The organism is Clostridium sp. CTA-19 (assembly GCF_054767855.1).
On sequence record NZ_BAAABH010000020.1, the window covers coordinates 1 to 16,906 of the forward strand.

Annotated in this window: 11 protein-coding genes; 8 read left to right on the forward strand and 3 right to left on the reverse strand. The window is 24.7% G+C overall.

Annotated elements, in window-relative coordinates:
• The first annotated feature begins 552 nt into the window (after positions 1 to 552).
• A complete protein-coding gene (locus ACYUE0_RS11845; protein ID WP_460270721.1) occupies positions 553 to 2,694 on the forward strand; it encodes a bifunctional diguanylate cyclase/phosphodiesterase in 2,142 nt (713 codons plus the stop codon).
• A gap of 30 nt (positions 2,695 to 2,724) precedes the next feature.
• Here ACYUE0_RS11845 and ACYUE0_RS11850 read toward each other — a convergent pair whose 3' ends face one another.
• Complete coding sequence (locus tag ACYUE0_RS11850; RefSeq protein ID WP_460270722.1) at positions 2,725 to 3,465, reverse strand: TIGR03915 family putative DNA repair protein; 741 nt, start codon at positions 3,463 to 3,465, stop codon at positions 2,725 to 2,727.
• Between the two features lie 30 nt (positions 3,466 to 3,495).
• The gene (locus ACYUE0_RS11855; RefSeq protein WP_460270723.1) at positions 3,496 to 4,803 is read right to left on the reverse strand and encodes a putative DNA modification/repair radical SAM protein; all 1,308 of its coding nucleotides are present in this window, start codon (positions 4,801 to 4,803) and stop codon (positions 3,496 to 3,498) included.
• A 236-nt stretch (positions 4,804 to 5,039) separates the two neighbouring features.
• Here ACYUE0_RS11855 and ACYUE0_RS11860 point away from each other — a divergent pair, with 236 nt between their 5' ends.
• From ACYUE0_RS11860 to ACYUE0_RS11870, 3 genes are all read left to right on the forward strand, one after another.
• The gene (locus ACYUE0_RS11860; protein WP_061995427.1) at positions 5,040 to 5,540 is read left to right on the forward strand and encodes a nitroreductase family protein; all 501 of its coding nucleotides are present in this window, start codon (positions 5,040 to 5,042) and stop codon (positions 5,538 to 5,540) included.
• A gap of 96 nt (positions 5,541 to 5,636) precedes the next feature.
• Positions 5,637 to 7,721, forward strand: a complete 2,085-nt coding sequence (locus ACYUE0_RS11865; RefSeq protein ID WP_061995428.1) for a helix-turn-helix domain-containing protein — start codon at positions 5,637 to 5,639, stop codon at positions 7,719 to 7,721.
• 205 nt (positions 7,722 to 7,926) lie between these two features.
• On the forward strand, positions 7,927 to 9,306 hold the full coding sequence (locus ACYUE0_RS11870) for an MATE family efflux transporter (protein ID WP_460270724.1): 1,380 nt from the start codon (positions 7,927 to 7,929) through the stop codon (positions 9,304 to 9,306).
• Between the two features lie 181 nt (positions 9,307 to 9,487).
• Here ACYUE0_RS11870 and ACYUE0_RS11875 read toward each other — a convergent pair whose 3' ends face one another.
• A complete protein-coding gene (locus ACYUE0_RS11875; protein ID WP_061995430.1) occupies positions 9,488 to 10,066 on the reverse strand; it encodes a DUF6512 family protein in 579 nt (192 codons plus the stop codon).
• Between the two features lie 157 nt (positions 10,067 to 10,223).
• Here ACYUE0_RS11875 and ACYUE0_RS11880 point away from each other — a divergent pair, with 157 nt between their 5' ends.
• From ACYUE0_RS11880 to megL, 4 genes are all read left to right on the forward strand, one after another.
• Positions 10,224 to 10,724, forward strand: a complete 501-nt coding sequence (locus ACYUE0_RS11880; RefSeq protein ID WP_061995431.1) for a dihydrofolate reductase — start codon at positions 10,224 to 10,226, stop codon at positions 10,722 to 10,724.
• Between the two features lie 54 nt (positions 10,725 to 10,778).
• Positions 10,779 to 12,527, forward strand: coding sequence for a deoxyguanosinetriphosphate triphosphohydrolase family protein (locus tag ACYUE0_RS11885; protein ID WP_460270725.1), 1,749 nt, complete (start codon positions 10,779 to 10,781; stop codon positions 12,525 to 12,527).
• Positions 12,528 to 13,819: 1,292 nt separating this feature from the next.
• Complete coding sequence (locus tag ACYUE0_RS11890) at positions 13,820 to 15,382, forward strand: sigma 54-interacting transcriptional regulator (protein ID WP_460270726.1); 1,563 nt, start codon at positions 13,820 to 13,822, stop codon at positions 15,380 to 15,382.
• 282 nt (positions 15,383 to 15,664) lie between these two features.
• On the forward strand, positions 15,665 to 16,864 hold the full coding sequence (gene megL, locus ACYUE0_RS11895) for a methionine gamma-lyase (RefSeq protein WP_460270727.1): 1,200 nt from the start codon (positions 15,665 to 15,667) through the stop codon (positions 16,862 to 16,864).
• Positions 16,865 to 16,906 lie beyond the last annotated feature (42 nt).

Consider the following 16,906-nt stretch of genomic DNA (forward strand, 5'->3'; position numbering starts at 1 on the left):
AGGGTTCCAAGTTGACTTTTAAAATTATCCATTCCAAAACTTGGATACCCCAAATAGTGAGACATGCTCTGAATCGCTTAGAATTCAACACTACATTTTGTATGAAAATATTTTAAAGTTATTGAATAAATTTAAATTCGAGCTTGTTTTCCTATAGTTAACTTATAAAAGTAAATTAACTCCCAATATATTTTAAATCATGTACTATTGATTATATAAATTTTATAATATTTAAGTTGAAATGTCAGTTTAGAAGTCTTTTGCAAAAAAAAGATAAGTTTTTTTAGAGAATAAAATTATTTTAGCTATATTTTAATTTAATTAGTTGTAAATTTAATATTAAGTGTATAGTTAATGCATTTTAAAAATAATAATTAATATAGATATTATTGACAGAGTAATAAACTTAAACTCTAGTATATTAATAAATTTTTAATGAATAATTTTATTAATTAAATTTTTCAAAGGTATTTTAAAAGATGGTGTAGAATAAAAACTAAAAAATCTATTTTAAAATACAAATTGTGGTATAAAAATATGAGGTGTTATTATATGATTTTTTATAATAAGGCTTATAATTGTTACTTAAATAAGCAATACGATAATATAAAGAAAGATTATAAAGTGAAATCAGAAGAGTGTATACAAAGTTATGATGAGATTTTATGGGAATGGAATACAAACACTGAAGAATTCAATATAAACTTTATAGGGTATGATATTTTAGGAATTAAAAAATATTATAAAAAAAAGGATGATATTGAGTTTTGGAAACAATTTATACATCCTGATGATGTAGATTATTCTTTTGATAAAATTTTAAATGATATTGTTTCTGATGATAAACAGAAATTTTCTAATGAATATAGAATAATAAGAGCTGATGGAACAGTAGGGAAATTAATTACTAGTGGTATAAGTTATAGAAATATACATGATGAAAAGGTAATAGTAGAATATATAGATAAATTTAAACAGTATGAAAACCTATGGTTTGACAAAAGCAAAGCAAGTTCCTATCCATACATAGGTGGGGGAATTGATGGAGTAATAAATATAGACACTAAAAATAAAAAAATTAAAATGAGTCCATCAATTAATGCAGTATTAGATGAATTAAATTTGCACAAAAAAATAAATTCTTTGAATCAATGTGCTGAATATTTTACTAAAGATGATACGTTAAAATATATTAAATCTTTTGATGAGTTTTTAAAAAGTAGTGAGATATATTATTATAATCAGTTTAAGCTAATAAATAGAAATAATAATGAAAAATGGATAGAAATTAGAGGACAAGCTAACTTAGATAATTTAGGTAATAAAGATAAAGTTTATATTTCAGTAAAGGATATAACAAGAGAAAAGGAAGAAAAGAGAAAATATTCCCAAATAAGGTATATTGACGATATTACAGAACTTCCAAATAAATTTTTTTTAAGAGAAATTTTAATGAAAAAAGACATGGAAAACTCAACAAAAATAAAAGAAAAAATGACACTAATGCTTATAGATATTGATGATTTTAAGGAAATTAATGATAAGTTAGGATATGATTTCGGTAATAAATTATTAAAGGCTGTAGGAAAAAAGATTAAAAATGGAGTAAATAAAAAAGATACAGTATTTAGATACAACGCAGATGAATTTTTTATTTTATATGAAGATTTCACTGGGTATATGAGTGTGAAAGAAAATGCAGAAAAAGTAATTGAATTGTTTAAATACCCGTTAAAAATAGATGAAAAAGATTTTTTTGTCAGTGTAAATGTTGGCATAGCAATTTATCCAGATCATGGGGCAATAATCAGTGATTTAATTTATAAAGCAGATATTGCTATGTTTAAATCTAAAAGCATAGGGAAAAATACTTTTAGCATTTTTGAAGTAGATAAATGTGATGAAGTAAATAGAATTTTTAATATGGAACAAGACTTAGTAAAAGCTATAAATAAAAATGAGATGTATGTGGTTTTTCAACCTAAAATAAACATTGAAAATGAAAAAACTATAGGATTGGAAGCATTGTTAAGATGGAATCATGGAAAAAAAGGAGCTATACCACCTAGTAAATTTATACCAGTTGCTGAAAGTACTAAATTGATAATTCCCATTGGAAGATTTGTTTTTGAGGAAGCTTGTAAAAAGTGTAGAGAACTTCTTGAGAATGGATATGATAATTTTAAAATATCTGTGAATTTATCTAAAATACAGTTGGAAGATAAATTACTAACAGAATTTTTAAAAGACACATTAAAAAAATATGATTTAGCGCCTAAATATATAGAATTAGAAATAACAGAAAGTTTGATAATGAACGCATTAGAAAAAAATTTAGCGACGTTAGATAACATTCATGATTATGGAATAAGTATGTCACTAGATGATTTTGGAGTTGGTCTATCACCTATAAAATATTTGAAAATATTAAACTTAGATTGTTTAAAAATAGATAAAAGTTTTATTGATGACATAGGGGTAAATGAAAAAAGTGAAAGAATTATAGAAGGGTTAATAAAACTTGCACATAGTTTAAATCTTTTAGTTATTGCTGAGGGGGTAGAAAAAGAAGAACAAATAAATTATTTAAAAAAGCACTGCTGTGATATAGTTCAAGGATATTATTATGCAAAACCAATGAGTTTTGATGACACTATTACATTTTTGAGAAAAGAGAATATTTCTAAAAGATAATAGAGCTAATATTATTTTAGCTCTATTATTTTAGCTTGTTTCAATTAAAAATTTCCAATATCTTTTAGGCATTTGTCTATGTTGAAGGTTTGGATTTTTCCTGCTTTGTATAGAAGCAGAAGTATAGTAAATTTTCCATAAATTTTCGTAAAATTCATCGTTAATTTTAGTTGCTAATTGATAGTTTGCTTTACTAAAAAAATCTATAAAGTATTTTTCACCATTATATATGAGTGCTAATTCTCTTTTAACATCATGTATTATAAAACTTTGGTTTTTAAATCTATGAGTAAAATGTGATGCTATAAGAATTAAAATATTATTATCAGGTTCTATAGAAGCATAAAATTTATTATCACCTAAATCTTTAAAACGTACAAACCCAGTAAAACGATGGGCCTCTAATTTTACAGTTCTAGAAATCTTAGAAACTTTTAAGATAGTATCATTATTTAAATACATATCTACATCTTTTTTTAATTTAAAAGCTAATCTTATATAATTGTGAAGTATCCAATACTTCTCTTCATTGGCACTAAGAAATACATACATAATATTCTTTATTGTTTCATTAGTAAAGATATTTTCCATTGCAGTATAAACTTTTGAAGAGTTATCTAAGTCAGTAATTATATCTATAAAATTATCTATAAGATTTGGAATGCAATTTGTGGTTACTATGATGTTATTAGGTTTAATATCATTATAATAACTATGATAAATACAAGTTAAAAATCCTTCAAAAGATCCATCAAAAGTATAGATATTCATAAACATTTCACCTACCAATTCTTAATTATTTTAAATTTGACCAGTTATTATTTTAATTTTATCTTCAGAATTAGGTATACTAGGTAAATTTGAGAACAAAGAAAGTTGCTCATAATTATCATTTTTTATCATTTGCTTTTCTTTTAAAATTAATCTATCTTCAATTTTTTTTTTATCTATATCAACATCACCATAATATTTACCTTTACAAGTTATAAAATATTGAGCTCTTTTTAAAACAATTCCTAATTTTTTCAAGTCATAAAAATTTAGAAATCCAACTTTTCTTGTTAAAATTATTCGTTTAGCAGATTTTATACCTATACCGGGAACCCTTAAAAGTAATTCGTAAGGTGCAGTATTTATCTCTACAGGAAACAAATAAAGATTATTAAGTGCATAGAAAGTTTTTGGATCTAACTTATCATGAAAATTAGGATTATCTTTATTAAGAATTTCATCTGCTTTAAACCCATAAAAACGCAAAAGCCAGTCTGCTTGATAAAGCCTGTTTTCTCTTATAAGTGGTGGTTCTTTTATATCAGGAAGGTTTGGTGTTTGATTAACAGGCACATAGGCAGAATAGTAAACTCTTTTTAAATCATAGCCTTTATATAAATTTTCACAAAGTTTTAGAATATCATAATCATTATCATTTGTAGCACCAACAATAAGTTGTGTACTTTGCCCACCGGGAACGAATTTGGGAGCATTCTTAAACAATTTGCTATTCTCTTTTGAATGAATTATTTGTTTTTTTATAAGAGACATAGGTTTTAATATGCTATCTTTATTCTTTTGAGGTGCTAAAAGCTTTAGTCCTTGAGAAGATGGGAGCTCGATATTAACGCTCATTCTATCAGCATATAAACCTGTTTCTTCAATTAATTTTTCATCAGCACCAGGAATAGCTTTAACATGAATGTATCCATTAAATTTATGAGTAATTCGTAATGTTTTAGTGACCTTTAATAATAATTCCATAGTATAATTTACATTTTGGATAATAGCAGAGCTTAAAAACAAACCTTCTATATAATTTCTTTTATAAAAATTGATAGTTAAGTCAACTACTTCATCAGGGGTAAAAAAAGCTCTAGGAATGTCATTACTAATTCTATTTATACAATAAGCACAGTCATAAATACAATAATTAGTTAAAAGAATTTTTAAAAGTGAAACACATCTTCCGTCAGTAGTAAATGTATGACAGATTCCATTTGTATTGCAATTTCCAAGTCCGTTATTAATATTCTTTCTTTTACTCCCACTTGAAGAACAAGAAACATCATATTTAGCAGCATCACTAAGTATTTTTAATTTATCTAAAATTTCCAAGTAAAATCACCACCATATAAATACTATTAATTACAATTATAACTATATTATTAAATTCTGTGTTTTAAAATCAAATTATTATACCAATAACAAAAATAAATTTCAAATATTTTTAAAGTAAAATTAGGGTTATTTAGGAAAGGGATAAAAATACAAATATATTTTAGTCAAATCAGTATTAAAAATAAAACATTATGCAAACTAATTAGTAAAGATACAAAGAAAGGATGATTTTTATGGCAAATAATTTTTTAGAAGTTATTAAAAATAGGAAAAGTGTAAGAAGTTTTACTAGTGAATTGGTTTGTGATGAGAAAATAAAAGAAATTTTGGAATGTGGAATGGCAGCACCATCAGCAATGAATACTAATTGTGTAGAATTTATAGTAGTAAAAAATAAAGAAATAATGAATAAACTTCCACAAATGCTAGAAGACTGTGCAGTAGCAATTGTTGTTTGTGCAAATGTAGAAAAGCAAAAGAAGGAAGCATATTGGCTTCAAGATTGTGCAGCATCTATGGAAAACATGTTGTTAGCAGTTGAAGCTTTAGAACTAGGTGGAGTGTGGATAGCAATTTATCCAGAAGAAGAAAGAATGAAAACTGCTTGTGACTTATTAAATGTTCCTAATCACATAAAGCCAGTAGCTATAGTTGCTTTAGGCTATGAAAATGAAAAAGAAAATTTAAAATATAATTATGAAGAAAAGAAAATTCACTCAGAAAAATGGATTTAAATTTTTCACTATAAATTTAAATGACACATTTTCATTAATTTTGCTATAATTATTATATATTTATAGCAATTTTTATTAAGTAGAAAAGGAGAATAAATGAGAGTTGAATATATTTCATATATAGATAACCTTCCAGTAGATGTGTCTTTAGTTAATGTTGGAGAATACCCGATTCATTGGCATAAATCTTTAGAAATTTTATTTGTCTTAAAAGGAAAAATAAATGTAACTATTGAATCCGAAACATATGAAGTTGAAGAAAAAGAAATTGAAATAATAAATTCAGAAGAAGCACACATGATATTTAGCGAAGATGAGGACAATAAAGTTTTAATGTTTCACATTGATTTAAAATTCTTTGAAAAGTTTTATGATGATATGGAAAACATATTCTTTTATGTTAATTCATCAGATGAAGGAGTACAAAATGAAGAAAAGTACGATATAATTAGAAGATATTTGTCTATGGTACTTTGTGAATTAGTTCAAAGACAAGATGATTATGATGAGTTTATAGAAGAGAATTTAATAGAACTTATATATCATCTTATAAACAATTTTCATTATCTTATGTATGAAAAAGAAGAGATAAAGGATAATGACGAACAACTTCAAAGATATCATAGGATAGCAAAATATATATATAATAATTATAATAACAAGATAAGTCTTCAAGATATAGCTCAAAAGGAATTTTTAAGTACTCACTATCTTTCACATGAAATTAAAAATACTATGGGACTTAGCTTTAAAGATTTTGTGAATTTAGTTAGAGTTGAAGAATCTTTAAAATTGCTGTTAGATACAGATATGACTATTTCGGATATATCTGAAGAAGTAGGATTTTCACATAGTAGATATTATAATAAACATTTTAAAAAGCATTATAATTTAACACCAAAGCAGTATAGGAAAAAGTATAAAATTGATGAGAAAGACTTAGAAAAAATAAAAAAAATAGAATTTTTAGAGATAAACAATGAAACTTTAGAAAGTATATCAGATTACTTAGAGGATTATGAAAGATATAACTATGAAGAGAAAATTATAAGATTAAATATTGATATGTCACAAAATCAAGGAGATTTTGAACATTTTTATAAGGAAGTTATATATTTAGGTCATGGACATGATTTATTAAAAGAAAGCTTTAGAAAATATATAACGGATATACAAAAAAATATAACTTTTCAATATGGAAAACTTACGAAATTATTTTCTAAACATCTTGGAATATTTGAAAATAGTGAATTTATAAACTTTATGTATCTTAAACAAGTTATGGATTTTATATTAGATTTAGAATTAAGGCCATTTATAGTAATTGAAAAAGAAAATTTTGAAGATGAAAATTTGATTTATATGTTGAAAGCTTTTATAAAATTTTTTACAGAGGAGTATGGAAATTATGAATTTAAAAAATGGAGATTTCAAATTCATAACTCTATTGAAGAGAAGTTAAAAGAAGAAATAATAGATTTATTTACTAATCAATATAGTTTGCAATTAGAAGAAAATCTATATTTTGAAAATAAAAATATAAATCCAATATACGATACTTCTTATATGTTGCCTTATATAATAAATAAAATTGTAATGAAAAAAGAACCTGTTTTTATGAAAGTAGTTGATGTTATTCAAAAAGAAACTAGTTTTCATAGTCAATTATTTATGGGGGATAGAGGAATAATGAATGGTTTTGGTATAAAGAAACCATCATATTATGCATATTATTTACTAAGTCTATTAGGTGATACATTAATATGTTATGGAGAAGGCTATATAGTTACTTCTAGAGGTGATGAGTATCAAATATTACTATATACGTATAGTGAAGAATTAGAAAAATTAGCGGATATAAAGGAGTTCAATAAAAAAAGAGGTAGCAAAAATGTAAAAGAGAAAAAATTCTTTTTAAATATAACTAATTTATATTATGATTATAGAATGACTTTTTATGAAATCGGAGAAAAAAAGGGCTCTGCATTTAATTATTGGTTAAATTTAGGCAAACCTAATTTAATTGAAGAAGATGAAATAGAACTTTTAAGAAAATCAGCATTTCCTGAAATAAAATTTAATTATGCTAAGAAAACTAATGTATTTCATATAGCTCCTATGATAGATGGGTATGGATCAACATTAATTTTACTAAGAAAAGTACAAAAGCACCCTTTTTAATGTGCTTTTGTACTTTTTTGTTAAATAAAATTTAATCAAAAGTCCTTAAGAATGTACTTTTTATAGAGCATATCAATGAGTGCAGGTATTGTTTTGTACATATATAATAGTAATATAGGAAAAAATACTTATGATTTTTTATTAAAAAGTACAAAATGATGAATTTAAAATAGAGAATTATATAAAAAAATATGAGGTGGATAAAATGGGATTTGACAACAGGATGTTTGCTGAAGGAAAAGTTGGAAAAATACTTTTTAAGTTCGCAGTACCAGCAATTATATCTTTGTTTGTATCAGAGCTTTATAACATGGTTGATACGTTTTACGTAGGAAGGTATGTTGGTGCTAATGCAATAGGAGCCCTTACCATAGCATTCCCAGTTCAAAGGTTACTAATATCAATTGGACTTCTGATAGCTATAGGAGCATCTACAGCAGTAGCAAGGTCTTTGGGAGAAAACGATTATGATAAATTAAAACAAACTATAAATAATGCATTTATATTAACAATAATGTTACTTATTATTGTACCTATCGCGGTATTCATATTTAAAGAGCATATAATAACTAAATTAGGAGCCAGTGAGGCTATATATCCATATGCTGAAAGTTATATAAGTATTGTATTAATTGGTGGGTTATTCCAATCTTTAACGGTAGTGGCTTGTTACATTATGACAGCCCTAGGAAATACTAAAATAACGTTGGTTGCAACATCTATAGGGGCTATCTGTAATACAATAATAGACTATATATTTGTAGTCAGTTTATCGATGGGAGTTAAAGGTGCGGCAATTTCTACAGTTATATCACAAATAATAGCGTTTTTATTTATGGTATATAAATTTTCAAGAGTAAAGAAAGCATTAAATCTTAAATTAAAACTTGAATTTAATTTTAACATAACAAAAGCAATAGTTGCTATTGGATTTTCAACATTCATAGTAGAGATTTCAGATGCTGTAGTAGCTGTACTATTAAATAATTTAGTATCTGTATATGGTGGTGATTCTGCAATAATAATTGTTGGAGTTGTAAGTAGATTATCAATGTTCTTATTTATAACGGTTATAGGAATAAGTTCTGCGATGCAACCAATTGCAGCATATAATTATGGAGCTAAAAATTACAAAAGATTAAAAGAAATAGTTAAAAAGGCTATATATGCTGTTTCTGTTACATCAACTATATTGTGGGCGTTAATGATGATATTTACAAGACCTATAATAGGAAGTTTTCTTCAAGATCAAAGTTTATTAAATGAAGCAGTAAAAGCTTTTAGAATGTGTATAGCAGTTTTCCCAGTAGTAGGATTATATTATGTAGCTATATACTTCTATCAATCTATAGAAGAAGCAAGATCAAGTTTAATACTTTCTGTATATAGACAATTAATATTATTTATCCCAATAGTTATAGTATTAGTTAATTTAATTGGAGTAGGTGGTGCTTGGATAGCATTCCCTATAAGTGATTTGATTTCAGCAGTAACTGGTTTTTATTATATAAAGAAAGCTGGTATGCTTTTGGAATCAGAAAGAGAAGCTTATATAAGAGAAAAAGAAACTTTGAATTTTTCATAATTTAGCAATTAACATGTGCAACTTATATTCTTTGAATTTAACTTTTAAATTCTTCCTTTGCAAAATTTTAGTAGCTAGCACCTGCTAAATATAACTTAAAAGGAATATAAGTATGTACATTTAAAAAAATGAAAAATCTCTATAAACAATTTAAAAACTGTTTATAGAGATTTTTTAATTCTTAAATATTTGTATTATTAATTAAATTGTTTATAATTAATAATCCATTAGGATTACTTAGGTTTTCTTTAAAAATAGGCAAATTTAAAGGTGATATAGTGAATATAAAGAAAGATAGTATTATTATTAGGAGTAATATAATTCCTAAACCATTTATATTAGAATAAATTTCTTTGCTAGAAGTAATCTTATAATTAATTATTCCCCATAATACACAAGCTACTATATATATTAGAATATCTATAAAAAGAATAGATTTTCCCGTGAAGCTAGTGTATATATAAAATAAGAGTGGGATTACAATCATAGTTGAAAGTGAGGCTACTGCTTTAGCAAAAAAATAATTATTAGCATAATCTTTTACAAATTTATATTCAAAAATAATATAAAATATAGAGGCAAAGACTGCCATTTTTAGATGTTCCCAAACACTTTCATTTATAGGTGAAAAAAGGCCTACAATTGGGCTGTTGTTAGAAAACTTATAAGTAAAGTGAAGCAAAGAACCTACTATAATTATGAATATGACTCCTATAATAGTAGATTTTAAAATTTTATTATTTTTGTTTTTATAGAACATATTAAAATCTCCTTAAAAAATATTTTTAAATAATTAAATAGTTTTTTACATATTAAAGGTATGCATTATGCATGATTTTTATGATTTTAATTAAATTTTATATATGTTAAAATATATAATTAAAATACTGTTTATTCTGAAATTTGAGGTGGAAATAATGAATATTATTGTGGCTGTAGATGAAAATTATGGAATAGGATGTAAAGGAAATCTTCTCGTAAATATAAGAGAAGATTTAAAATTTTTTAAAGACACGACTATAGGGAAAGTTGTTGTTATGGGTAGAAAAACTAGAGAATCACTACCTAATATGGAACCATTAAAAGATAGGGTGAATATAGTGATTACAAAGCAAAAGGGCTATAAAGCAGATGGTTTTTTCATAGTAAATTCTTTAGAAGAATTATTTTTAACTTTAAAAAACTATAATAGTGATGACATATTTTGTATTGGTGGAGAAAGTATATATAGTTTATTAGCGCCATATTGTAATTATGCATATGTTACTAAAATACATGAAAAATATAATAGTGATAAGAATTTTTTTGATATAGATAATAATAAAAATTGGAAACTTATAAAAAAAGAAAAGGCGATGATGTCTAAAGAAAATAACATAAAATTTAATTTTAATATTTATGAAAATACAAAAATATAATAGTGGTTTTAATTTATATAAAAATAACATTTTAAATTTAGGAGGTGGCTCGAATTGGAAAATTGGGAGAAAAAAAGAGAATTTATAGAGGCAAATAATTTTGCTCAATGTGGTAAAGAAACAGACAGAAGAATAAGTGAAGAAAATCATAAAGGCAACTATTTTTCTTTAAGAGATGAATTTGCAAAGGATAGAGATAGAATAATATTTTCAAGAGCTTTTAGAAGACTTGAACATAAGGCACAAATATATAGTCATCAAAAGGGTGATCATTTTAGAACTAGATTGACTCATACTTTAGAAGTTGCTCAAATAGCAAGAAAAATAGCAAGAAATTTAAATCTCAATGAAGCATTGGCAGAAGCTATTGCACTTGGGCATGATATAGGACATACTCCTTTTGGACATCAAGGGGAGAGAACATTAGATGATTTAATGATTGGGAAGGATACTTTGTCAAATAGAATACATCCATCTATAAATTATGGTGGTTTTAAGCACAATTTTCATTCACTAAAAATATTGGATGAATTAGAAGTTAAATTTAAGGAAACCAGAGGTATGAATTTAACATGGCAAGTTATGGAAGGTATTTTGAAACATACGAAAACTAAAAGGGATGGAAATAATTGGCCTCTTAATAGATTTATTCAAGATGAGATGTTTTTAAAAGAATGTATGGAGCTTCCTTTTTCTTTTACTTTAGAGGGACAGATTGTAAATGTTAGTGATGAAATTGCACAAAGACAACATGATATAGATGATGGAGTAAAAGATAATGATTTAAATATAAGCTATGAATCTATTGCTATAAAAATATATAAGAAGGTAAATGAGATACTAGAACATTATGAAAAAAACAAGGCTTTCAACTATATATCTAATGATAGCATAGAAATCTTAATAACCTTAAAAAATAATATAAAAGAAAATTTAGCATTAGATAAAATTAATAAAAGTATTTTCAATGCCAAAGAAAGTAACAATATTGAAACTTCTATGACTATATTAGAAAATATATATAACAATGATTTTGATAAGAGTTTTGGTGAAAATGGAGATATAAAAGATTATAGTGAGAGCTTTAAAATTAATCAATTAACAAGAGATGTTATAGATTTTTTTATAACAGATGTAACAACAAATTCTATGAATAATATATTGAAAAAAGGATTTAATGTAAAAGTTGAAATCAATAATAGAATTTATTTTAAAGAAAAATTAGTTGATTTTTCTTATTATGGAAAACAGTTAGATGAAGCTATTGAAGAGTATATAAAAGCTAAAATTTTAAATTCTTATAATGTGAATAGATTTGATGGGAATTCTAGATATATAATTAAACAATTATTTAAAGCATACTATGCAAATCCAAGACAGATGCCCAAACACAATTTAGAAAGACTTCAAAGTAATGTGAAAAAAATATGCAGTGATATATACAACATTAAAATTTTATTTAATGGAAAGAAAATAGAAATAAAAGATATTAGTTTTAATAATGATAAAAAAGGTATAATAGAATCTTATACTAATCTTTTAAAATTTAAATTAGAGAAAATGGAGTTATTAGATTTTAATGATAATGTCATAGATGATAAGGAAAGTTTGCTAGAAGAAATTGCAGAATTTCAAATAGAAGAAACAAATTTAGAAAATTTTACTGAGAAGGAAAGATATATTTACACATTAAAGGAGCTTAGGTATTATTATCTATCAACTATATGTGATTATATAGCTGGAATGACAGATAATTATGCTATAGACGAATTTAAAAAATTATATAATGGGCTTAATATATAAGGCATCTTAAAAAAATAAAAACTTAGTTTAGGCTAAGTTTTTATTTTTAAAATTTAATAAAAAGTATTAAGTATAAAAGTTAAAAGTATAAAATTATATAAAAGGTCATACTTAGTAATTTCAAAGTTAAATTAAATGAATGTTAGCAAAAGAAATTTTGATTATAGCTTTTAATATAGGGATATTAAAAATAAAAACTATAAATTTGAATTTTTATAGTTAAGCTATAAAATTTTATAAAACCTTACAATAAGAATGGTGATTAATTATTAACTTTAAAATTGAAAAGTAATTAAGTATGACCATAAAGGGCAATTAAAATTAAATTTGGATTTTTGTATTTTGAATAAAACAAAAATAAGATAATTTAAAATTCAGAAAATTTAAATTTCAATTATTATTATATCAGTATATAAATTGAGAGTAAATATAGAAAATTTTAACATTATTAGTTAAAAGTTAATAAATTGTAAAGTATAAATAAAATTAATTAATATTGTTAAAAATTAGCAGTATTAATTAAGAAAATTATAAAATTTTAACAATATTAATGGAAAAAAATCATAAAAATATACCATGAATTACTAGTATAAAATAAAATTATGCTAAAACCTGAATAAAAAAATATATTTTATCCATAAAATAATATCAAATAATGCATATGAAAGAAAATAATAGCTCAAAATAGATACATAACTGATTTATTATTTAATTGAATATGCTAACTAAAAGGAGGAGTTAATAGTGAAAGACTTTATGAATGTAATCACTACAGTTGTTCATATCTTTATAGTTGGAACATTCGTCTCTGGAAAAGATTTAGCTCTTTCAATTGAAAAAGAAAACAATGTTTTAAAATAATAAAATATTTATTTAATAATGGAGTTGAAATAAAAAAATGTTTATATAAAAAATATATTTAAATTTATCTAAAATGTAATTTATAAAATAACATCAGAGGTTATTTTATATATAGTAATAATTATATTATTAAAAAAAATTATTAAATTATTACTATATAACAATACTATAAAGATATGGAAATGGTGATTTTAATTATTAAAATCACCATTTTTCACAATTGAAATTGTTTTTAGGACAGTTGAATATAATTAGTATTATTTATAATATATATTTATTGGATGATATAGGAAAACCAACTGCAATTTAATAGGGCTCAATAATTTAAAAATATTTTCATTCAAAATGTATATTATATAACTTAAATATAATTTTAAAATCCAATGCATTTATATTTAATTTATAAGATATTAAAAATTTGGGGGAATCAAATGAACAGATATTTAAGGCTAGAAATATCAACGGAAGATAAAATAGGAATAACTTTTAAAGTTTTAGAGAAAATATACTTAGCTAACATTAATTTAATATCTTTAGAAGTTTTTCCTAGAAAGTTATATTTGAAAATAGAAAAAATAGAATATAATGAAATTTTAAAGCTCATGGAAAATATAAAGATAATTGAAGAAGTATCAGAAATAAAAACTATAGAACTTTTAAACTATGAGCAAAATGAAAAAAGGTTAAGAGCAATAATAGATGCAGTAGATGATGGGATTTTAGTTATAGATAAAAATTATAATATAGAGTTATTTAATAGTTATTGTGAGAATATATTTAATTACAAAAAAGATGAGGTGATTGGAAAATCTTTTGAAAAAGTAATTAAAAATAATAAATCTATAATTAATTTAATAAAGCATGGAAATGAATATACAAATATAAATACAACTAGTGAAAATAATAGAGGAAAAGCTTGTTATATAACAACAGGTAGAGCTATTTGGGATGATGATGAAAAGGTAGTAGGTGCAGTTTGTTCTATAAAAGATATGAAAAAAGCCATAGAGATGGCAAAGGTTGTTTGTCATACTCGAGATGGAGCATTTAAAGACATAGTTGGAACAAGTAAAGTTATAGAACAAACTAAATCAGTAGTGGAACTTATTGCAAAAGGAAGTTCTACAGTACTTATAAGAGGTGAAAGTGGAACTGGAAAAGAATTATTTGCCAAAGCTATACATAACTTGAGTGGGAGAAAAGAAAATCCATTTGTAGTTATAAATTGTGCAGCATTACCTGACTCACTAATGGAAAGTGAACTTTTTGGATATGAAAAAGGAAGTTTTACAGGAGCATTAAATAATGGAAAAGATGGTTTGATAAAAAATGCAGATGATGGAACATTATTTTTAGATGAAGTAGGAGAACTATCTCCTGTTTTGCAAGCAAAGCTTCTTAGGGTTCTTCAAGATGGAAAAGTAAGAAAAATAGGTGGAACTAAAGAAGAAAAAGTAAATGTTAGAATAATATGTGCTACCAATAGAAATCTAGAGGCAATGATAAAGGAAAAAAAATTTAGAGAAGATTTATATTATAGATTAAATGTAATTCCATTAGTTATTCCACCGTTAAGAGAAAGAAAAGAAGATATACCTTATTTAACTAAATATTTTATTGAATTTTTAAATCATAGAATAAACAAAAATATTAAATCTGCAGATAATGAATTTATAAACGAGCTATTAAAGTATGATTGGCCAGGAAATATAAGAGAACTTAAAAATGTAATAGAGCGTGCTATAAATTTATGTTCTAATGATATTTTAACATCAGAATGTTTATTATTTGATAATAAAATATTCTTTCAAAAGATAAATACTACAGAAGTTGATAATGAAAAAACGCTTAGAGAAATGGTAGAAGAAGTAGAAGAATATACAATAGTAAACGCCTTGAAAAAAGAAAAATCTATAAGGGCAGCGGCAAGAAAACTAAATGTTACTCATGGAACAATTATAAATAAGATAAAAAAATATAATATAGAATGGTAAATTTATTAACCTGTGGTCATAAAAATAACCATATAATGGCTATTTTTATGACCAATAGATTTTTTGTTGTATTGCCAAGTTATCAAAATATTAATTTGACAAATTTATTGTGTAAAAATTAAGAGTGATAAATAGGCGGTTAAGGGGTAAGGTTAGCTAAAAAAATAATATGTGTATTTAAATATTTGGCATGAAATTTGCTCTAACTAATAATAAAGTAATAAAAATAAAATACATAAGAACCCAAGTATTTATATTTTTAAGTTTGTTAGGAGGGTAAATATGAGCAATGAAAATTTAAAAAGTATGGGATTTGCTACGAAGGCTATACATGGAGGGAATATGAAAAATGCCTTTGGCGCACTATCAACTCCAATATTTCAAACATCTACTTTTGTATTTGATGATGCAGAGCAAGGTGGAAGAAGATTTGCATTAGAAGAAGGTGGATATATATATAGTAGACTAGGAAATCCAACAAATACTGTATTAGAAGACAAATTGGCGTTATTAGAAGGTGGAGAAGCTGCAATGTCTATGAGCTCTGGTATAGGAGCTATAACTTCTGCTATTTGGTCAATTGTAGAAGCTGGCGATCATATAGTAGCGGCAAAAACTTTATATGGATGTACTTTTGCATTTTTAAATCATGGTATAACAAAATTTGGTGTTGAAGTTACTTTTGTAGATGCCACTAACCCTGAAAATATAAAAAATGCTATGAAAGATAATACAAAATTGGTTTATATAGAAACTCCAGCAAATCCAAATTTAGCTTTAGTAGATATAAAGGCAACAGCTGAGATAGCACATTCTAAAGAAAATTGTATGTTAATGGTAGATAATACATTCTGTACTCCTTATATACAAAGACCTTTAGAATTAGGCGCAGATGTGGTTATCCATTCAGGAACTAAATTCTTAAATGGACATGGAGATGTAGTTTGTGGTTTTGTAATAGGAAATGCAGAATTTATACAAAAAGTAAGATTGTTTGGAGTCAAAGATATGACAGGATCATCAATGAGTCCATTTGATGCTTATTTAGTGATAAGAGGAATGAAAACACTTCCAATAAGAATGGAAAAACACTGCTGTAATGCTATGAAAGTAGCAGAGTTTTTAGAAACACATAAAGCAGTAGAAAAGGTTTATTATCCAGGATTAAAATCATTTCCACAATATGAATTAGGAAAAGAGCAAATGTCATTATCAGGAGCTATAATAGCATTTGAAATTAAAGGTGATTTGGAAGATGGTAAAAAGGTTATAAATAACACTAAACTTTGTGCACTTGCAGTAAGTTTAGGAGATGCTGAGACACTAATACAACATCCAGCATCAATGACACATTCACCATATACTCCAGAAGAAAGAGAAGAAGCTGGAATAAAAGATAATTTAATAAGGCTTGCAGTAGGTCTTGAAAATGCGGAAGATATAATAAATGATTTAGATAAAGCTTTAAATAGTATATTATAGTAATTCAATATAAAAGGTTGTGCTAAATTTTAGCACAACCTT